At 59.4% G+C, this 18,562-nt stretch carries 21 protein-coding genes and 2 tRNA genes; 9 read left to right on the forward strand and 14 right to left on the reverse strand.

Annotated features, from left to right (window positions below; genetic code table 11):
- Positions 1 to 28: 28 nt before the first annotated feature.
- Positions 29 to 346 carry a heat shock protein HspQ gene (gene hspQ / locus CBW22_RS08415; RefSeq protein ID WP_021508298.1) on the reverse strand — a complete coding sequence of 106 codons (318 nt, stop codon included), beginning with the start codon at positions 344 to 346 and terminating at the stop codon, positions 29 to 31.
- A gap of 59 nt (positions 347 to 405) precedes the next feature.
- Positions 406 to 1,596, reverse strand: a complete 1,191-nt coding sequence (gene rlmI, locus CBW22_RS08420) for a 23S rRNA (cytosine(1962)-C(5))-methyltransferase RlmI (RefSeq protein ID WP_031279846.1) — start codon at positions 1,594 to 1,596, stop codon at positions 406 to 408.
- Positions 1,597 to 1,678: 82 nt separating this feature from the next.
- On the opposite strand from rlmI, the gene yccX reads away from it, so the two are divergent.
- The gene (yccX, locus tag CBW22_RS08425; RefSeq protein ID WP_058780790.1) at positions 1,679 to 1,957 is read left to right on the forward strand and encodes an acylphosphatase; all 279 of its coding nucleotides are present in this window, start codon (positions 1,679 to 1,681) and stop codon (positions 1,955 to 1,957) included.
- On the opposite strand, the gene tusE is transcribed toward yccX, so the two are convergent.
- Positions 1,958 to 2,284 carry a sulfurtransferase TusE gene (tusE, locus tag CBW22_RS08430; protein ID WP_010616552.1) on the reverse strand — a complete coding sequence of 109 codons (327 nt, stop codon included), beginning with the start codon at positions 2,282 to 2,284 and terminating at the stop codon, positions 1,958 to 1,960.
- Between the two features lie 100 nt (positions 2,285 to 2,384).
- Positions 2,385 to 3,041, reverse strand: coding sequence for an FtsH protease modulator YccA (gene yccA, locus CBW22_RS08435; protein ID WP_021508295.1), 657 nt, complete (start codon positions 3,039 to 3,041; stop codon positions 2,385 to 2,387).
- 223 nt (positions 3,042 to 3,264) lie between these two features.
- Between yccA and CBW22_RS08440 the strand changes: the two genes are divergently transcribed.
- From CBW22_RS08440 to agp, 3 genes are all read left to right on the forward strand, one after another.
- A tRNA-Ser gene (locus CBW22_RS08440) sits at positions 3,265 to 3,352 on the forward strand.
- A gap of 39 nt (positions 3,353 to 3,391) precedes the next feature.
- Positions 3,392 to 3,479 (forward strand) — tRNA-Ser (locus CBW22_RS08445).
- Positions 3,480 to 3,735: 256 nt separating this feature from the next.
- On the forward strand, positions 3,736 to 5,358 hold the full coding sequence (gene agp / locus CBW22_RS08450; RefSeq protein WP_176428092.1) for a bifunctional glucose-1-phosphatase/inositol phosphatase: 1,623 nt from the start codon (positions 3,736 to 3,738) through the stop codon (positions 5,356 to 5,358).
- 119 nt (positions 5,359 to 5,477) lie between these two features.
- Here agp and CBW22_RS08455 read toward each other — a convergent pair whose 3' ends face one another.
- Genes CBW22_RS08455 through wrbA form a run of 3 tightly spaced genes read right to left on the reverse strand, consistent with a single transcriptional unit; the run spans position 5,478 to position 7,754 of the window.
- Positions 5,478 to 6,851: an NAD-dependent succinate-semialdehyde dehydrogenase gene (locus CBW22_RS08455; RefSeq protein WP_058775396.1), complete on the reverse strand. Its 1,374-nt coding sequence runs from the start codon at positions 6,849 to 6,851 to the stop codon at positions 5,478 to 5,480.
- Positions 6,852 to 6,903: 52 nt separating this feature from the next.
- Complete coding sequence (locus CBW22_RS08460; RefSeq protein WP_021508292.1) at positions 6,904 to 7,134, reverse strand: YccJ family protein; 231 nt, start codon at positions 7,132 to 7,134, stop codon at positions 6,904 to 6,906.
- Between the two features lie 20 nt (positions 7,135 to 7,154).
- A complete protein-coding gene (wrbA, locus tag CBW22_RS08465; RefSeq protein WP_088516443.1) occupies positions 7,155 to 7,754 on the reverse strand; it encodes an NAD(P)H:quinone oxidoreductase in 600 nt (199 codons plus the stop codon).
- A gap of 312 nt (positions 7,755 to 8,066) precedes the next feature.
- Here wrbA and CBW22_RS08470 point away from each other — a divergent pair, with 312 nt between their 5' ends.
- Positions 8,067 to 8,231, forward strand: coding sequence for a general stress protein (locus CBW22_RS08470; RefSeq protein ID WP_010616548.1), 165 nt, complete (start codon positions 8,067 to 8,069; stop codon positions 8,229 to 8,231).
- Positions 8,232 to 8,341: 110 nt separating this feature from the next.
- Positions 8,342 to 9,256, forward strand: a complete 915-nt coding sequence (locus CBW22_RS08475) for a DMT family transporter (protein ID WP_058775397.1) — start codon at positions 8,342 to 8,344, stop codon at positions 9,254 to 9,256.
- On the opposite strand, the gene rutG is transcribed toward CBW22_RS08475, so the two are convergent.
- From rutG to rutA, 6 genes are read right to left on the reverse strand one after another with little or no spacing between them, the layout of a single operon-like run.
- Positions 9,253 to 10,578 carry a pyrimidine utilization transport protein G gene (gene rutG, locus CBW22_RS08480; RefSeq protein ID WP_021508289.1) on the reverse strand — a complete coding sequence of 442 codons (1,326 nt, stop codon included), beginning with the start codon at positions 10,576 to 10,578 and terminating at the stop codon, positions 9,253 to 9,255. The two genes, CBW22_RS08475 and rutG, sit on opposite strands and share 4 nt — an antisense overlap.
- A gap of 45 nt (positions 10,579 to 10,623) precedes the next feature.
- The gene (gene rutF / locus CBW22_RS08485; protein ID WP_088516444.1) at positions 10,624 to 11,145 is read right to left on the reverse strand and encodes an NADH-dependent FMN reductase RutF; all 522 of its coding nucleotides are present in this window, start codon (positions 11,143 to 11,145) and stop codon (positions 10,624 to 10,626) included.
- Positions 11,146 to 11,159: 14 nt separating this feature from the next.
- Positions 11,160 to 11,960 carry a pyrimidine utilization protein D gene (gene rutD / locus CBW22_RS08490; RefSeq protein WP_021508287.1) on the reverse strand — a complete coding sequence of 267 codons (801 nt, stop codon included), beginning with the start codon at positions 11,958 to 11,960 and terminating at the stop codon, positions 11,160 to 11,162.
- Positions 11,960 to 12,355: a pyrimidine utilization protein C gene (gene rutC / locus CBW22_RS08495; RefSeq protein ID WP_021508286.1), complete on the reverse strand. Its 396-nt coding sequence runs from the start codon at positions 12,353 to 12,355 to the stop codon at positions 11,960 to 11,962. The genes rutD and rutC overlap by 1 nt, the downstream gene beginning before the upstream one ends.
- A gap of 42 nt (positions 12,356 to 12,397) precedes the next feature.
- Positions 12,398 to 13,108, reverse strand: a complete 711-nt coding sequence (rutB, locus tag CBW22_RS08500; protein ID WP_059008915.1) for a pyrimidine utilization protein B — start codon at positions 13,106 to 13,108, stop codon at positions 12,398 to 12,400.
- Positions 13,108 to 14,199 (reverse strand): pyrimidine utilization protein A, encoded by a 1,092-nt coding sequence (rutA, locus tag CBW22_RS08505; protein ID WP_088516488.1) that lies wholly within the window; start codon positions 14,197 to 14,199, stop codon positions 13,108 to 13,110. Before rutA ends, rutB begins: the two co-directional genes overlap by 1 nt.
- Before the next feature lie 308 nt (positions 14,200 to 14,507).
- On the opposite strand from rutA, the gene rutR reads away from it, so the two are divergent.
- Together rutR and CBW22_RS08515 are read left to right on the forward strand one after the other, a co-directional pair.
- On the forward strand, positions 14,508 to 15,143 hold the full coding sequence (gene rutR, locus CBW22_RS08510) for an HTH-type transcriptional regulator RutR (RefSeq protein WP_031279844.1): 636 nt from the start codon (positions 14,508 to 14,510) through the stop codon (positions 15,141 to 15,143).
- A gap of 25 nt (positions 15,144 to 15,168) precedes the next feature.
- Positions 15,169 to 16,143 (forward strand): metal-dependent hydrolase, encoded by a 975-nt coding sequence (locus tag CBW22_RS08515; RefSeq protein ID WP_088516445.1) that lies wholly within the window; start codon positions 15,169 to 15,171, stop codon positions 16,141 to 16,143.
- Positions 16,144 to 16,184: 41 nt separating this feature from the next.
- On the opposite strand, the gene cycA is transcribed toward CBW22_RS08515, so the two are convergent.
- Positions 16,185 to 17,576, reverse strand: a complete 1,392-nt coding sequence (gene cycA, locus CBW22_RS08520) for a D-serine/D-alanine/glycine transporter (RefSeq protein ID WP_021508281.1) — start codon at positions 17,574 to 17,576, stop codon at positions 16,185 to 16,187.
- A 286-nt stretch (positions 17,577 to 17,862) separates the two neighbouring features.
- Here cycA and CBW22_RS08525 point away from each other — a divergent pair, with 286 nt between their 5' ends.
- The gene (locus CBW22_RS08525; RefSeq protein WP_058769587.1) at positions 17,863 to 18,561 is read left to right on the forward strand and encodes an extensin-like domain-containing protein; all 699 of its coding nucleotides are present in this window, start codon (positions 17,863 to 17,865) and stop codon (positions 18,559 to 18,561) included.
- The last annotated feature ends 1 nt before the right edge of the window (position 18,562 follow it).

Here is an 18,562-nt window from a genome sequence, read left to right on the forward strand (position 1 = left end):
CAAACGGCGACGCGCAGTCGCCGTACCCTCAATGCCGCAGGCTGGGCGCCTGCAGCTGCTGGCGGATCGAGGCGGCCAGCTCATCCATGGAGGGCTGTTCCGGATGTTCGAACGAGGTTTCGCCGGCCAGCTGAATCTCAGCGATATAGGTATGCACCTGTTCGCCTTCCTCATCTTCCATCACCACGTGATACCAGGGAGCGGCACGCAGCGATTCCGTCGCGCCGACCTCATCCAGCTGCGGATCGTCCAGCGAATACTCCGGGTCGACATCCACAATCACGCCGAGCACCCCGGAGAGACGGTGCCGGACCTGCTGTCCAATTCCAAATTTACTGGCAATCATTGTGACCTCCCAAAACTTTGCCCTGCCACCGATATGGGGGCAGGGACAGCGTTTTCAAGTCACAGTACGCGACAGGCAAAGCCTTTCAGATAAAGCCCTTCAGGATAGCTGGCGATCACCGGATGGTCGGCTGCCTGACGGAACTGCTCTATAAATTGTACATCACGACCGGCATCAACAGCGGCATCGGCGATAATTTTCTGGAACAGCTCGGTGGCCATCAGCCCGGAACAGGAGAAAGTCAGCAGAATGCCGCCTGGATTCAGCAGCTGCATCGCCAGCATGTTGATGTCTTTATAGCCGCGGCAGGCACCCATCAGCTGGTTTTTATTCTCAACGAATTTCGGCGGATCCATGACGATCATGTCGAACTTTTCGCCGCTGTCGCGGTAGCGACGCAGCAGTTTGAACACATCGTCACGCAGGAACTGCGCGCGTGAGACATCCAGCCCGTTAAGCGCCACGTTCTGTTTTGCTACGTCAAGGGCGTCCTGCGAGGTATCCACGCTGATCACTTCCCGGCAGCCGCCGAGCAGAGCAGAGACCGCAAAGCCGCCGGTGTAGGAGAAGCAGTTAAGCACGCGGGCATTTTCCGCGTAACGACGGGTGGCAAAACGGCTGTCACGCTGATCGAGGTAATAACCGGTTTTGTGACCGCCCTGAATATCCACCAGCAGCTGCATGCCGTGCTCGGTTATCGGCAGCAGCGCAGGCGGCAGCTCACCGCTTACCGGGCCCTGCGCCAGCTCCAGTCCCTCTTTCTTGCGCACCGCCACGTCAGAGCGGTCGTAGATGGCGCAGTCGGGATAGCACTGCTGCAGCGCCGAGACGAGAGCCGGGCGCTGATACTCCGCCCCGGCCGACAGCAGTTGCAGCACGAGGAAGTTACCGAAGCGATCAATCGTGACGCCCGGCAGTCCATCGGACTCGCCGGCAATCAGGCGATAGCTGTCCAGCCCGTCGCGCTGCGCCAGCCAGTCGCGCCACTGCTGGGCTTTTTGCAGCGTGCGCACAAAGAAGGCGATGTCGATTGACTCATCCTGCTGCCAGCTCCAGACGCGCGCGCGAATTTGTGACTGAGGAGAGTAGGCGGCGCGGGCCAGCCATTTGCCGTTGCTGTCACAGATATCAATGGTTTCACCCGACTGGGCTTTACCTTCCATACGGGCAACGGCCCCGGAGAACACCCACGGATGGCGGCGGAGCAGGGATTTTTCACGTCCCTTAGCGAGAATCAATCGAACGGTCATGTTTGCTATGCTTACCTGAAAAAATGAGGCGCCATTTTCCGGTGGATGGCGGCAAAATGCAACGCACAAAGGGGAGATCGCCATGGCGACGACAGGTTACAAAATCTGGGTTCACGGCAGGGTGCAGGGCGTGGGCTTCCGTTATTACACCCAGGCGCAGGCGAACGCGCTGGGCGTCACCGGCTATGCGCATAATCTGGCGGATGGCAGCGTGGAGGTCCTGGCGGCGGGAGAAGCGCAGCAGGTGGAGTCACTGATTACGTGGCTGAAGGCGGGTGGACCGCCCAGTGCCCGGGTCGATAAGGTGCTGGTGGAGCCGCATCAGCTGGCGGAGCGGCCGACGCGGTTTACTACCGGATGATCACAGACACTTCGCCGGTTTTGGCAGGCCGGCGATTTTAGTGGCCTGTTTGGCCGGACCTTCCGGGAACAGGCGAAACAGATAGCGGCTGTTGCCTTTCTCTTCGCCATATTTTTGCGCCATGGCTTTGACCAGCATGCGCACCGCCGGCGAGGTATTAAACTGCTGATAAAAATCACGCACAAAGTGCACCACTTCCCAGTGCGCTTCACTCATCTCAATCGCTTCCTGCTGGGCGATGGCCTGCGCCAGCGCTTCACTCCAGTCGGCGCTATTTTTCAGATAGCCTTCCGCGTCAGTGGCAATCTCTTTACCGGCAAAAATCACGTTGTTTCCTCATATCGTCAGCGCGCCCATTGTAAAGGCGGCGGCGGATAAAAAGCAAAAACCCCGCCGGAGCGGGGTTTAACGGTGCGTGCTTTACGTCTTAGTCGCGGTTGGCGAAGCCCAGCAGGCTCAGCAGGCTGACAAAGATGTTGTACAGCGAGACATACAGGCTGACGGTGGCGCGAATGTAGTTGGTTTCACCGCCCTGAATGATGTTGCTGGTTTCCCACAAAATGGCACCGGCAGAGAACAGAATAAACAGGGCGCTGATCGCCAGGTGCAGCGCGGGCAGCTGCAGGAAGATATTGGCAACCACGGCCACCAGCAGCACCACAAAGCCAGCCATCATCATGCCGCCAAGGAAAGACATGTCGCGACGCGTGGTCAGGACATAGGCGGAACAGCAGAAGAACACCAGCGCGGTGCCGCCCAGCGCCATGGCGATAACATCACCCATACCGGCGGTGAGGAACGAGCTGAGAATCGGGCCGAGGCAGTAACCAAGGAAGCCGGTAAAGGCAAACGCGGCCAGAATACCCGCCGGGCTGTTCGCCAGGCGATAGGTCAGAAACATCAGCCCATAAAAGCCCACCAGCATCAGAATCAGTCCCGGCGAGGGCAGGGCGTAAACGGTGCTGAGCGTGGCGGTGACGGCGGAAAACGCCAGCGTCAGGCCAAGTAAGAAATAAGTATTGCGCAGCACTTTATGGGTGCTGAGTAGCGACTGCTGCTGTGACGAGCTAATTATTCTGTCCATCATGCGCTCCTGTTAGAGAGAGAACACCAAATATGGCCTGAGAATACGCAACGGTCGGAGGACAGAAAAGGCGTTTTACCCATCTTTACGCGATAAATTGCTGTTTCACTGAGCAGAATGACGATTAAGACGGCAAAAAAATCATTTTTGACTGTTTTTCAGGCGAACGAATCACTGGATGCTTTACATCGTTCGGGGGGATGTTTATAGTGCGCCTCATTGCGGAGGGGTGGCCGAGCGGCTTAAGGCAGCGGTCTTGAAAACCGCCGATGGGAAACCATCCGAGAGTTCGAATCTCTCCTCCTCCGCCACTTCACACTCTCGCAGTGTGAGGTGACAAAAAGATTTCAGGAGGGATGGCCGAGTGGCTTAAGGCAGCGGTCTTGAAAACCGCCGATGGGAAACCATCCCAGAGTTCGAATCTCTGTTCCTCCGCCATATAAGAGAAGCCCGCAGCGATGCGGGCTTTTCGCTTTTCTGCTTTCCATCCTTCTGAAAAACATCCTGAAGCTTTTCAATCTGCTGCCGTAACCCGACGGCCAGCGCGTTTACTGCTATAGTCGATGCACGGTTTTTGCAAACATCTGGCGATTTTCTCAGGCAAGCTGGGTTACACTGTGCGGTAATTCGCTCTTTGGCGAGCTAATCGCTTGAATGCCAGAGTGTTTCCCTGATGAATTATGGAATAGGCACAATGATCAAGAAACTGAGTCTTTGCGCGCTGTCAGTGATCGCGGCGCTGCCGATGGGTATGAGCGCTTACGCCGCGGATGGCGACATGCAACTGCAGCAGGTCCTGATGCTGAGTCGTCACAACCTGCGTGCCCCGCTGGCCAACAACGGCAGCGTGCTGGAGCAGGCGACAAAAAAAAGCTGGCCGCAGTGGGATGTGCCCGGCGGTGAACTGACCACCAAAGGCGGCGTGCTGGAAGTCTACATGGGTAACTACACCCGTCAGTGGCTGGCCCAGCAGGGGCTGGTACAGAACGGCACCTGTCCGGACAGCAGCAACATCTTTGTCTATGCCAACAGCCTGCAGCGCACCGTCGCAACGGCGCAGTATTTCGTCACCGGTGCTTTCCCGGGCTGCGATATCGCTGTCACCCATCAGGATGCGATGGGCACCATGGACCCGATCTTCAATCCGGTAATCACCGATGGCAGCGAAGCGTTTAACAAGAAAGCGCTGGCGGCGATGACCGCAGCCAATGAGAAGCTGGCGCTGAAGCCGGCCTTCCAGCGGCTGGAAAAAATCGTGGATTACAAATCAGCCCCGGCCTGTAACGGCAAGAAACAGTGCGACCTGAGCAGCGGCGACAACACCTTTAGCGCGGAAAACGGCAAAGAGCCCGGCGTCAATGGCCCGCTGAAAGTGGGTAACTCGCTGGTCGACGCCTTTACGCTGCAGTATTACGAAGGTTTCCCGGCGGATCAGGTTGCCTGGGGACAAATCAAAACGCCGGAACAGTGGAAAGAGCTGGCGGCGATCAAGAATGGCTATCAGGATGCGCTGTTTACCGCGCCGGAAGTGGCGCGTGACGTTGCCGCCCCGCTGGTGGATTACATCCGTAGCCAGCTGGTCGATCAGGATAAAGCCACCGCGCCAAAAGTCACGCTGATGGTCGGACACGATTCGAATATCGCGTCATTGCTGAGCGCGCTGCAGGTTAAGCCATACGAGCTACCGGGTAACGACGAGAAAACCCCGATTGGTGGCCAGGTGGTGTTTGAACGCTGGCATGATGCGAAGAACAATAAAGATCTGCTGAAAGTGGAGTATGTCTATCAGACGGCGGATCAGCTGCGTAATGCCGATGTGCTGAGCCTGAAGAACCCACCGAAGCGCGTTACGCTGCAGCTGGCGGGGTGTGACACTGACGCCAACGGCTACTGCAGCTGGGATCAGTTCACCAGCGCGCTGAACAACGCGCTGCAGGGTACACCGCTGCAGCCAGCCGCAACGGCACCGGCCGCACAGCCTGCTGCCGCGCCGGCAGCCAGCGATGACGCACAGGCCAAAGCGGATCAGGCCAGCGCAGATAAAGCGGCAGCTGACAAAGCGGCGGCTGATAAAGCTGCAGCGCAGAAAGCCGCTGACGCCAAAGCCGCTGAGGAAAAAGTGAAGGCGGACAAGGCCGCGGCGCAAAAAGCGGCGGACGACAAAGCCAAAGCTGAGAAGGCCAGCGCTCAGAAGGCCGCTGAGGAGAAGGCGAAAGCCGATGCTGCAGCAGCGCAGAAAGCGCAGGCTGAGGCAGCGCCGGCGAAGCCGGAGGCGGACGCTAAACCCGTGCAACAGCCGGCAGCGGCCAGCAACTAAAACGCCAGCAGGGTCGCCATGCGCGGCGACCCTGCTTTGTTGTTACCGGCTGCGCATTGACGCACACCGCAGTGAATCGAATAAAACCACCGTTCAGTTCAACGGTGGTTTTATGTCGTTTAACCGGCTACTACGACCAGTTTCTGGTTAGCAAACTCCTTCAGCCCGAGATCGGACAGTTCACGGCCATAGCCGGAACGCTTCACGCCGCCGAACGGCAGCTCAGCCGCGGTATCGCTCTGCGAATTGATAAACACCATGCCGGTCTCAATCTGCGAAGCCATGTTGCGCCCGCGCGCAATGTCCCGCGTCCACACGGAACCGCCCAAACCGTAGTGCGAATCGTTAGCCAGCGCCACGGCAGCACGGTCGTCCGCCACCACATACACCTGCGCCACCGGGCCGAAGAACTCCTGATAGTAAGCCGGGTTATCCGGCGTCAGGCCGGTCAGGATGGTTGGCTGGTAGTAGCAGCCGACGCCGTCGATTACGCGTCCGCCGCACTCCACGCGTGCGCCATGCGCCACCGCCTCGTCCACCTGTTTCACCAGCCGGTCACGTGCATCCTGTGACGACAGCGGCCCCAGCGTGGTTTTTTCATCTAACGGATCGCCGGGCGTAGCGGATTGCAGCGCCGCGCTAAACTTAGCCATAAAGCGATCGGCAATCTTTTCATGCAGAATAAAGCGCTTGGCCGCGGTACACACCTGACCGCAGTTGCTGAGCCGGGCCTGCGCGCCCTGGCGCACCGCTTCATCAATGTCGGCATCGTCCAGCACCACAAACACATCGTTACCACCCAGCTCGAGCGTGGATTTTTTCAGGTGCTTACCGGCCTGCTCAGCCACCGCGCTGCCGGCGCGCTCTGAACCGGTGAGCGCCACACCCTGCACGCGCGGATCGGCAATCAGATCGGCCACCTGCTGGTTAGAGATAAACAGATTGGTCCACGCGCCCTGCGGCGCACCGGCTTCCAGCACCAGCTTTTCAAACACGTCGGCACAGTGCGGCACAATGTTGGCATGTTTCGCCAGCACCGGATTGCCCAGTGCCAGATTCGGTGCCAGCACGCGCATCAGCTGATAATAGGGAAAATTCCACGGCTCGACGGCCACTACCACGCCAATCGGATGGTATTCGAGCCAGGCGTCACCGACATCGCTGGGATAGGGCTGTGCCTGTAACAGCCTTGCCGCGTGTTCGGCGTAATAGCGCGCGATGCTGGCGCAGATTTTCACTTCGCCGCGGCTCTGGCCAATCAGCTTACCCATCTCTTTGCTGGCGATGGTGGCCAGCTCTTCGCTGCGCTGGTCGATCAACTCTGCCAGACGCTGCAGCACCTGCAGACGCGGCTGAATATCGCCTTTGCTCCACGGCGAATGGTAGAGCGCATCGGCGGTATGCAGCGCCTGCTGTGCGTAGCTGTCATCGTGTGATGGCCAGGTTTTCAGCAGCTGATTATTGGCCGGATTAATGCTTTGATAGGCTGACATAAAAGCTCCCTGACGGCTAAAAATGAGAAGGCGGGACATGCCCGCCTGTGCTTTAGATGTTTTTACGTTCGACCGGCTTATCGTCCCACGTCAGGACGTCCTGGTCGGTTTTCTCAAACGCGCGGAATAACACCTCATCGCTGCCTTGCTGGCGCCAGATCTCTTCGGCAAGCCGTTCGTCATAATTCGCCACTTCGAAAATTGCTTCAGCGATTTCCGGTGAAGTGTGACGTAAGGTCGCCCATTCGCCCACGTGGTGAGCTTTAAACTGTTCTGTTGCCATAACTCTCTCCTGTTGGGAATTTATCCTTTCAGTTTTACCGCCAGACCGGCGACGTATTGGCCCTGATAACGGGCAATTTCCAGTTCTTCCGCCGAGGGCTGGCGCGATCCATCACCGCCCGCCAGCGTGGTTGCGCCATACGGCGTACCGCCACGCACCTGCGAAATATCAAACAACTCTTTGGTGCCGTAGCCGATGGGCACAATCACCATGCCGTGATGTGCCAGGGTGGTCCACACCGAGGTGATAGTCTGCTCCTGACCGCCGCCAGTGCCGGTAGACGCAAACACGCTGGCAATCTTGCCGTACAGCGCGCCAGAGGCCCACAGGCCGCCGGTGCGGTCCCAGAAATTACGCATCTGACCGGACATGTTGCCGAAGCGCGTCGGGGTGCCGACGATGATGGCATCGTACTGCGGCAGGTCGTCCGGTTTGGCTTCCGCCGCCGGCTGGTTAACCTTCCCGCCGACCTGAGCAAACCGTTCGGCATCCATACTTTCCGGCACGCGCAGAATGGTGACTTCTGCACCGCTCACGCTCATCGCACCGTCCGCCACCGCGTTAGCCATGGTTTCGATATGTCCGTACATGGAGTAATAAAGCACCAGAATTTTTGCCATCGTGTTTTCATCCTGTGGTGTAAGGAACAGAAAGAAGTATAGAAGAGGCTGCGCGCTATGCTGGTCAGCCATTGAACAGTCACGGAGATCGCGCTGCGACTTCTGCCGCTAACCGCTTGTTTTTCAGCTGAATATCTCGTCATAAAAACGATGCTAAGCGGTTTATCTGTTGCAAAGTATGAATATGTGCCTGATTGTGCGCATCCATTGGCTATGCTTTAAGCGGGTGTGGCGAGATATTACGCACCTGACCTGACACTGTTAGCGCAGTGAAATGTCTTCACCACCTATGCTCAATACCTGGAGGAAATGATGGCTCAACATCGTGGAGGATCAGGCAACTTCGCGGAAGATCGCGAAAGGGCCGCGGAAGCGGGTCGAAAAGGCGGTAAAAACAGCGGCGGGAATTTCAGAAATGATCCGCAGCGTGCTGCCGAAGCAGGTGAAAAGGGGGGACGCAGCCGCGCAAAAAAATAGTGCGTCTGTGACGGTATCCCCGGCCGCCGGGTACGCCCGGCGGTTACAATGATTGCAATTTGCCCGTCTAATCAGCAAAAATGTGCGCCAGTCCTCTATTCTGGTGCGTTATGTCTGCTTCCACTTCCCGCCTCAGCCTGCGTATTACGCGTCAGGAGCTGGTACTTATTTTTATCACTATGGTCTGGGGTGGCACCTTTCTGGTGGTGCATCGCGCCATGGCGCATTCGGGGCCGTTCTTTTTTGTCGGGCTGCGTTTTGCTACCGCCTCGCTGCTGCTGGCCTTTTTCTTTCGCCGCTATTTGCGTCACATTACCTGGCTGGAAATCAAAGCGGGTACGCTGATTGGCGTGGCGATTGCCGGTGGTTACGGATTGCAAACCTGGGGTATGCAAACCATTTCCAGCAGCCAGTCGGCGTTTCTTACCGCGCTTTACGTGCCGGTGGTGCCGCTGTTGCAATGGCTGTTTCTGCGCCGGCCGCCGGGCCTGATGGCGTGGCTGGGCATTTTGCTGGCGTTCACCGGTCTGGTGCTGGTGGCAGGTCCGCAGGATGGCAGCCTGACGCTGAATGCCGGTGAGATCGCCACGCTGCTCAGCACCCTCGCCATTGCCGCCGAGATCATTCTTATCAGCCGCTACGCCGGACAGGTCGATGTGCGCCGCGTGACGCTGGTACAGCTGCTGGTGGCCTCGGCCTGCGCCTTCGTGCTGATGCTGCCCAACGGCGAATCTTTACCCACGTTATCGGCGCCGCTGCTGTTCAGCGCGCTGGGCCTCGGCGCGGCCAGCGCGCTGATTCAGGTCACCATGAACTGGGCGCAGCGCAGCGTCTCGCCGACGCGCGCCACGGTGATTTATGCCGGCGAGCCGGTGTGGGCCGGTGTGGTCGGACGCATTGCCGGCGAACGGTTACCGGCCGCGGCGCTGCTGGGCGGCGCACTGATTGTCTGCGGGGTGATTGTCAGTGAACTGCGCCTGCGGCGCAAAAAAGCGGTGCCGGAGCAGGCACCGCAGAAGCCTTAAGGCTGCGGGCGCGCCGCCGGCTGGGTCAGCGCGGCACCGCGTCGCTGCAGAATTGCATTGAGGATAATGGCACCGAAGGTGGCCGTGCCGATGCCGCCGAGGGTAAAGCTGCCAATCTTCAGCGCAAAATCCCCGGCGCCGAGCACCAGCGTGGTGGCCACCATAATCAGATTGCTGTTCTGGCTAAAATCGACATGGTTTTGCACCCAGATACGTGCGCCGGCCACAGCGATTAAGCCAAACACCACAATTGAAGCGCCGCCAATCACCGGGCCGGGAATGGTGTGGATGAGCGCGCCGAACTTAGGCGAAAAGCCCAGTACCAGCGCAATCAGCGCCGCAGCGACAAACGCCAGCGTGGAGTAGACTTTGGTCACCGCCATCACGCCAATGTTTTCGGCATAGGTGGTGACGCCGCTGCCGCCGATGGAGCCGGACAGCATGGTTGCCAGGCCGTCGCCGACGAACGCGCGTCCCATCCACGGATCGAGATTACGCCCGGTCATGCCCGCCACCGCTTTAATATGGCCGAGGTTCTCCGCCACCAGAATAATCGCCACCGGTGCGATCATCACGATTGCCTGCATATCAAATACCGGCGCGGTGGTGTGCGGCAGACCAAACCACGCGGCGCTGGCCACGCGGCTGAAATCCACCGGCTTGCCGAAGCCCATGACGTTGGTCAGCAGAGCGTACAGCGCCCAGGCGACAATCAGCCCGACCAGAATCAGCAACCGCTGCACCATACCGCGGGTGAACACCGCCACCAGCCCGATGCACAGCACCGTCATCACCGCCATCCAGCTATCAAACATCGAGGCGGAGACGCTGTGCACCGCAATCGGTGCCAGGTTAAGGCCGATGGCCATCACTACCGCACCGGTTACCACCGGCGGCATCAGCCGTTCAATCCAGCCGGTACCCACTTTCATCACCACCAGGCCAATCAGCGTGTAGAGCGCGCCGCAGGCAATAACGCCGCCCAGCGCCAGCGCCAGGTTGGGATTGAGCCCCTGACCGTTGAAGCCGGTAATGGCGATCACCACGCCGACAAACGCGGCGCTCGATCCGAGATAACTCGGCACGCGACCACCGGTAATGACAAAGAACAGCAGGGTGCCGATACCGGAAACCAGAATCGCCAGGTTGGGATCCAGCCCCATCAGCAGCGGCATCAGCACCGTTGCGCCAAACATTGCTACCGCATGCTGCAGGCCCAGCACGAACGTCTGCCCGAGCGGCAGGGTTTCGTCGGGGGCAATCAGCCCGTTATCGCTCATGGCTGACTTTTTCTGCCAGCGGGGGAACCAGGAACTCGCCATCGTCTTCTCCAGGGTAGTGGTCGAACCGGGCCGCACGGTGCGGCGTTAGCGGGCGTCCTGCCGTGAAAGGGCATGGTAGCGACGGTCAAACCACATCAGACCGGGCTGGGCATCATGGCGCTCCAGCGCCATCACGTTGCAAAACAGAATGTCGTGTGTCGCCACGCTGACGACCTGCGTGATGGTGCAGTCGAACGCCATCAGCGCCCCCTGCAGCAGCGGTGCGCCGCTGCGCTGCGTGTACCAGCGGGCGGCGGCGAAACGTTCGGTCATCGGGGTTTTGCCGCCAAACAGCGTCGACAATGACTCCTGCCCGGCGGCCAGGGTGTTCACGCACAGCACGCCGTTATCGCGGAAGAGGGGCCATACCGACGCGTTGCGATTGAGGCAAACCAGCAGCGTCGGCGGCGTATCACTGACGCTGCACACCGCGGTGGCGGTAAAACCGGCGCGTCCGGCGGGACCGTCGGTGGTGATGATATTGACCGCCGCGCCCAGGCCAGACATGGCATCGCGGAAAGCCTGCTGGCTCACTTCGGGCAGCAGGGGCAGTTCATGTACGCTCATCATCGGCTCCGTGATTAGCTGGCGCGGCGAGCCGGCGTGGCGGTGTCCGCCAGCCAGCGCAGCAGCAGCGCATTAAAGTTGTCGGCATCGGTCACGCTCATGGCATGGCCGCCCCACGGCATCTCAATCAGGCTGCCGTTGGGCAGCGCCTGCGCCAGCTGCGGCGAGCAGCTCCACGGCACCAGCAGGTCATCCTGACTGCATATCGCCAGCACCGGCTGGGTGATTCGCGAGGCGTGCGGACGGAAATCGGCCGATTTCAGCGCGTGCAGACGCCGCAGCAGGTTCTCCATGCCCTGGAAATGCGCCACGTGATGCACATCCTCCGCGCTGATGCGCGACTGATGGCGTGCCAGCCATTCGGCCGGATAAAGAAACAGCGGCTGCGCGCGCACAAACGCTTCAACACCAACGTTGAGCAGCAGATCCTGGCGCACCTGGAAGCAGCGCTCGGTGTGGGCATCCAGCGCCAGCCAGCCGTTAATCACCACCACGCGTCCCACGCGCTGCGGATAATCGAGTGCCAGCTGCAGGCCAATCAGCCCGCCAAGCGCATGGCCCACGATGTCATACTGTTCGATGCCGTGCTCCGCCAGCGCGTCGGCCAGTTCCGCTGCCATCATCGCCATGCTGTAACCTTCCGGCAGCGTATCGGGGCTGCGACCGGTACCGCGCTGATCGTAGGTCACCACGCGATAGTGTGGCGTCAGTGCCGCCAGCTGCGGTTGCCAGAAAGCGGCCACGCCGCCCAGCCCGGACGACAGTACCAGCGTCGGCGCGTCGGGCGCGCTTAATCCCTGAATGTCCAGATGCATTACGCCTCCTGCCGGCCAATGTGTGCCACGCTGGCGATTTCAATCAGCGCATCGGGTTTCACCAGACCGCACTGAATACAGAAGCGCGCCGGTTTGTCGCCGGGAAAATAGTCGGCATACACCTGGTTTACCGCCGCGTAGTTGCTCCAGTCGGTGATGAAAATCGAGTTGAAAGTAACGTCCTGCAGGCTGCCACCGGCGGTCTCGATCACTTTTTTGATGGTTTCCAGCACGTGGCGGGTTTGCGCCGCCGCATCCCCGACGTGCACCACGTTGTTGTCGGCATCGAACGGCAGCGTACCGGAAACGTACACCACGCCATCGGCTAAGGTGCCGGGTACAAACGGAGCGATCGGCGTCGTGGTGCCGGGAGGAATAATCACTGTTTTAGGCATGACTCAGAGTCCTTATTATTAAGCGTGCAGGTGAAACGGCGGTTACGACTTCAGCGCCTCGCAGAAGGTGTCGGTATCGCTGACCCAGCCAAAAAAGGTTTCAATGTTGAACAGCGCCGCCTGCTGAGCAAACGACGGTCCGGCCTGATGGGTGGCATCGGCCAGCACCACGCCGAAATACTCGAGGAAAAAGCCGTCGCGCAGCGTCGATTCCACGCAGACGTTGGTGGCAATGCCGGTAAACACCAGATGACGAATACCGCGGCTGCGCAGCATGCTGTCGAGCGGCGTGTTGAAAAAGCCGCTGTAGCGCGGTTTGGGCAGCACGATATCGCCGGCTTGTGGCACCAGTTCATCCACCAGCGCATAATCCCAGCCGCCTTTTGCCAGCAGCGTGCCTTGCAGCTCCGGCCGCTGACGCATGGTTTTCAGCGCGTTGGATTTATGGAAATTGGGCGAACCGGCGTCACCGGCTTCGACATACTGATTATCCCAGCCGTTCTGGAACCAGATGATCTGCATCCCTGCCGCGCGGGCGGCGGTGACCGCCTGATGAATCCGGGCGATAACCGGCTGCGTGGCGGAGACATCAAACCCGGCCAGATCGAGATAGCCGCCCTGGCTGGCGTAGGCGTTCTGCATATCCACCACAATCAGCGCGCTTTGCGCCGGCGGCAGGGCGATGGCTTCCGGGCGCGCCGGCAGAGTCACAGCAGGCTGGCTGCTGCTGTGGGCACAAACGACGGTATTCATTATGCAACCTCCTTGTGGGCGTCCATCAGCGCGCGGCGGCACGCCATCAGCGGCTGGATACGTTCACCAAAATCTTCAATGCCCTGCAGGAAATCATCAAAGGTCAGCAGCACGCCTTCGGTGCCTTCCACCAGCGCCACTTCATCCAGCATGCGTGCCACGCTGGCATAAGAACCGACCAGCGTGCCCATATTGATATTGACGGCAGAGGTCGGATCCGCCATCTGGCGCACATTGGTGTCGCTGCCGGATTTGGTGTCCTGCTGGCTCTGCGTGGTGAGCCAGGCGAGGGCTTCCTCGTCAGCACCGGCTTTGTAGTGTTCCCATTTGGCGCGCGCGGCTTCGTCGCTTTCGGCGGCGATAATCATAAACAGCACGTAGGAACCGACGTCGCGCCCGGTTTTGTCCGCGGCCTGTTTCATGCGTGCGGCGGTGGGCGCATAGGCGGTCGGGGTATTGACGCCCTTGCCGAAGCAGAAGTTGTAATCAGCGTATTGCGCCGAAAAGGCCATGCCGGCATCACTTTGACCGGCGCAAATCACCTTCATCGGCTTCTGCGGCTGCGGACTGACGCGACAGTCGTTCATGGTGAAGAACTCACCTTTGAAGTCGCTCTGGCCAGTGCCCCACAGGTCGCGCAGCACCGTGACGTACTCCGTCAGGTAGTTGTAGCGGCTGGCAAAATATTCATCGCCCGGCCACAGCCCCATCTGCTCATACTCCGGCTTCTGCCAGCCGGTGACCAGATTGACGCCGAAGCGGCCGCCGGAGATGGAGTCGATGGTGGCGGCCATGCGCGCCACGATGGCAGGCGGCAGCGTCAGGGTGGCGGCGGTGGCGTAGATTTCAATGCGTGAGGTCACCGCGGCCAGCCCGGCCATCAGGGTGAAGGACTCCAGGTTGTGGTCCCAGAATTCGGTTTTGCCGCCGAAGCCGCGCAGCTTAATCATCGACAGGGCAAAGTCGAAGTGATAGTGCTCAGCCTTGAGCACAATCGCTTTGTTGAGCTCAAAGGTCGGCTTGTATTGCGGGGCATGCGTGGAGATGAGCCAGCCATTGTTGCCAATCGGAACGAAAACGCCAATTTTCATGTGAAACCTCTCTGCATTGAACATGGATTGCTTCACGCGCTGCGTTGCTTCCTGCACGCATCCTGCGGGCGGCGCTCGATCACAAAATTGCAAAGCCTGTGCCACAATTTTAAAAGTGATACATAACAATCAGTTAAAATTGGCGACGTAATGAATCCTGAGTGACTGGTCCAAAACAGACCATCTGGTCAAAACAAGTTGCACGTTTTTCATGCGTCATCTGAGCGAAAAAGGTGCAGGGCACAGCATTAGGCAGGAAACAGGGCGTTTGTTATGATGCGATTTCGCAGGATGGAAGAGGTAACAGTGTGAAAAGCGATGAAAAAAAGCCAGGACGCCGATCGCGGGCCGTTGCGGCGAAACGGGCAGCTATTCTGGAAGCGGCATTGGCCTTCTTCTCGCAGTTTGGCATTCACGGCACCAGTCTGGATAAAGTGGCTGAGCGCGCGGACGTCTCAAAAACCAATTTGCTTTACTACTATCCGTCAAAAGAAGTGCTGTATGTGGCGGTACTGAAAGAGATTCTTGATGTGTGGCTGGCGCCGCTGCGTGCGCTGCGTCATGACCAGGATCCGCTGGTTGCCATCCGCAACTATATTCGTCTCAAGCTGGAAGTGTCGCGTGACCACCCGCAGGCATCGCGCCTGTTCTGCCTGGAGATGCTGCAGGGCGCGCCGCTGCTGAAGGGCGAGCTGGCGGGGGATTTAAAAGCGCTGGTGGATGACAAAGCGGCGATTATCGAACAGTGGATCGCCGAAGGGCGTATTGCCGGCGTGCAGCCGCAGCATCTGTTCTTTCTGCTGTGGGCGACCACACAGCACTACGCTGATTTCGCGTCCCAGGTGGAAGCCATCACCGGCCAGACGCTAAACGATGCGGAATTTTTTGCCCAGACGCTGGATAACGTTCAGCGCATGATCATTGAAGGGATCCGCGTGCGCTGATCCCGAAGGCTGACCAGGAGAGTGCATGGATTCGCTATCACAACTAACGCTGGGCGCGGCGGTGACCGTGGCCGTAATGGGCAAACGCGTGCCGCTGTGGCAGGCGGCGCTGGCGGGGGCGGTCGCGGGCACGCTGCCGGACCTCGACGTGTTTATCGACCACGGCGATGCCATTCGCAACATGACGCTGCACCGCACCGAGAGCCACGCGCTGCTGTGGCTGACGCTGGTGGCACCGTTACCTGGCTGGCTGGTGGCCGGCGTGACGCGCAGCCGGCAGCACTGGCGCGCCTGGTGCCTCGCCGTCTGGCTGGCATTGATCACGCATCCGCTGCTGGACCTGACCACGGTGTACGGCACGCAGCTCGGGCTGCCGCTGACCGATTACCCGTTCGCCATCGGCAGCATGTTCATCATCGATCCGCTCTACACGCTGCCGCTGCTGATCGCCCTAATCGTCGCACTGTGGCGGCGGGATGCGTGCGGGCTGCGCTGGAATCAGGCCGGATTGCTCATCAGCACGCTGTACCTGGGCTGGAGCATGGTGGCGCAAAGTGTTGCTACCCGGCATATTGAGCACCAGCTGACGCAGCAGGCTGTGCAGCCGCAGCAACTGCTGGTGACGCCCACCGCGTTTAACACGCTGGTGTGGCGCACGGTAATTATCACGCCGCAGCGCTACGGGGAAGCCTGGTGGTCGCTGCTGTCGCCCGATCGTCCCTTACAGATCCGCTGGTACGATCGCCATCCCGCGCTTTTTGCCCCGTTTAAAGGCCAGTGGCACGCAGAACGCGTTGCGTGGTTCAGCCATGGATTTTATGCCATGCGCCAGCAGGGCAACGACACGCTGATCGTGGATTTGCGCATGGGGGAAGAGCCGGATTACACCTTTACCTTTAATCTCGGTCCCGCCGCAGCGCCGGCAGCAGCACCACAGCGGGAAGATTCGCTGCGGCCGTCGCTGGCGCAGGCGTGGCACAAATTCACAGAACGCTTATAACGAAAAAGGCCCGCATAACCGGGCCTTTTCGTTTAGGTGGATCAGGCTTTACGCCGGCGTAGCAGCCAGCCCATGGTCAGCACCACAAACCACAGTGGCGTCACCATCAGCGCCTGGCGCGTATCTTCCTGCAGGGTCAGCAGCACCAGCACAAAGGCAAAGAAAGCCATGCACACCCAGCACATCAGCTTGCCGAGTGGCATTTTGAAGCGTGACGCCGCATGACGCTGCGGATGCTGTTTGCGGTAGGCCAGGTAGCTGCACAGGATAATGGTCCAGACAAACATAAACAGAATCGCCGAGACCGTGGTCACCATGGTGAAGACCGTCATCACATCCGGAATCAGATAGATCAACGCCACGCCAGCCAGCAGACACAGGCAGGAGAAGAACAGGCCGGTGGTCGGCACCGCGCGCGCTGAAAGGCGGCCAAACGCTTTATGCGCCACGCCCTGTTCCGCCAGGCCATACAGCATGCGACTGGTGGAGAAGATGCCGCTGTTGGCTGAGGAGGCCGCGGAGGTCAGCACCACAAAGTTAACGATGCTGGCAGCGGCCGGCAGGCCAATCAGCACAAACATTTCAACGAACGGACTGCGATCCGGCATGACCTGGTTCCACGGCGTCACCGCCATGATCACCAGCAGCGCCAGCACGTAAAACATGATGATGCGCAGCGGGATCGCGTTGATGGCGCGCGGCAGAACTTTATGCGGATCTTTGGTCTCCGCCGCCGCCGTACCCACCAGTTCAATGCCGACAAAGGCAAACACCGCAATCTGGAAGCCGGCAAAGAAACCGCTCAGCCCTTTCGGGAACATGCCGCCGTGATCCCAGATATTGCTCAGCGCCGCGTGGCTTCCGTTCGGCGAAGGGTAGTGCAGGCTAACCAGCACAATACCGGTGATGATTAACGCCACGATGGCGACGATTTTGATAATGGCGAACCAGAACTCCATCTCGCCAAACAGTTTCACCGTGGCGATGTTCAGGGCAAGGAAAACAAACACGCACAGCAGCGCGCTCATCCAGATCGAAAAGTCCGGGAACCACAGCTGGAAATAGGCGCTGATCGCCACCACGTCGGCGATGCCGGTCACCACCCAGCAGAACCAGTAAGTCCAGCCGGTGAAATAACCGGCCCACGGCCCGAGCAGATCGGCGGCAAAGTCGCTGAAGGATTTGTACTCAAGGTTGGAGAGCAGCAGCTCACCCATGGCGCGCATCACAAAGAACAGCATAAAACCGATGATCATATAGACGAAGATGATCGACGGACCCGCCAGGCTGATGGTTTTACCGGAGCCCATGAACAGACCGGTGCCAATGGCACCGCCGATAGCGATAAGCTGGATGTGACGGTTATGCAGGTTGCGCCGGAGTTTTTCCGGCTGTTCGGCCTCAATGGGCGCCGCTTTAGATTGATCAACCATAAAAATATCTTTCCTGTCTTGATGTTGTGTCAGCTCTGCTGGCTGTTGAATAACGTGCTGTTGCACAGGGCAAGAGGGCATAAGATAGAGGAAAGGCGGCCACTCTCGGTAATGGTTTTTAAACCTTTGTGCCCTTTTGCGTGCTTTACCGTGTCAGTAAATATTTACATGGCGCGCCGTGCCGTCATTTTGCGTAAATGTTCTGCAAATGAGCCGCTTGCACCACGCAGCGCTGCGCAGGGTTCTACACTTGTCATTTCGATGAACCCGGAAAAAGTGAGGCAGCGTGCGCGCTTTGCTCGCGATAGTGCTGCTGGCCCTGTGCGGCTGGTGGAGTTTACCCTGGCTGAAAACGCATCTGCCGCCACAGTGGAATCCGTTTATACCGCTCCAGGTTACCGATCCGCCAGGCTGGATGACGCGCTACAAGCTGCAGCGGCTGAGCAGCGATCCGGCCGCGTGTCTGGCGGTGATGCGCGCGGCCAGCGCGCAGGGCAGAGTCAGTTTCCGTGAGGTGCCGCCGCTGCAGGGCGATTGTCCGATTGATCAACCGCTGCGTATCAGCCGCTTCGGTGAGGTCACGCTGAGCAGCAGTTTTCTTGCCAGCTGTCCGATGGCGGTGGCCAGCACGCTGTATGTTACGCGCAGCAATGCGGCGCTGCAGCAGGCCGGCATTACCTCGCCGCTGCGCCGCATCGCGCACGTTGGCAGTTACGCCTGCCGCAATATTTATCACCGCCAGGAAGGACGCCGCAGTGAACACGCGACGGCGGAGGCGTGGGACATCACGGGGTTTCAGCTGGCGGACGGGCGCTGGCTGCAGGTAGGCAAAAACTGGCAGCAACCGCCGCAGGCCGCTGCCGGTTTGCACGCGTTATGGCGCAACGGCTGTGCCAGCTTCGGTAATGCGCTGGGGCCGGATTACAATGCGGCGCATGCCAGCCATTTCCACCTTGGCATGCGCGGCGCAGGCTTTTGTCGCTAAA

It is taken from the genome of Pantoea sp. VS1 (genome assembly GCF_002207995.1).
Classification (GTDB): domain Bacteria; phylum Pseudomonadota; class Gammaproteobacteria; order Enterobacterales; family Enterobacteriaceae; genus Pantoea; species Pantoea dispersa.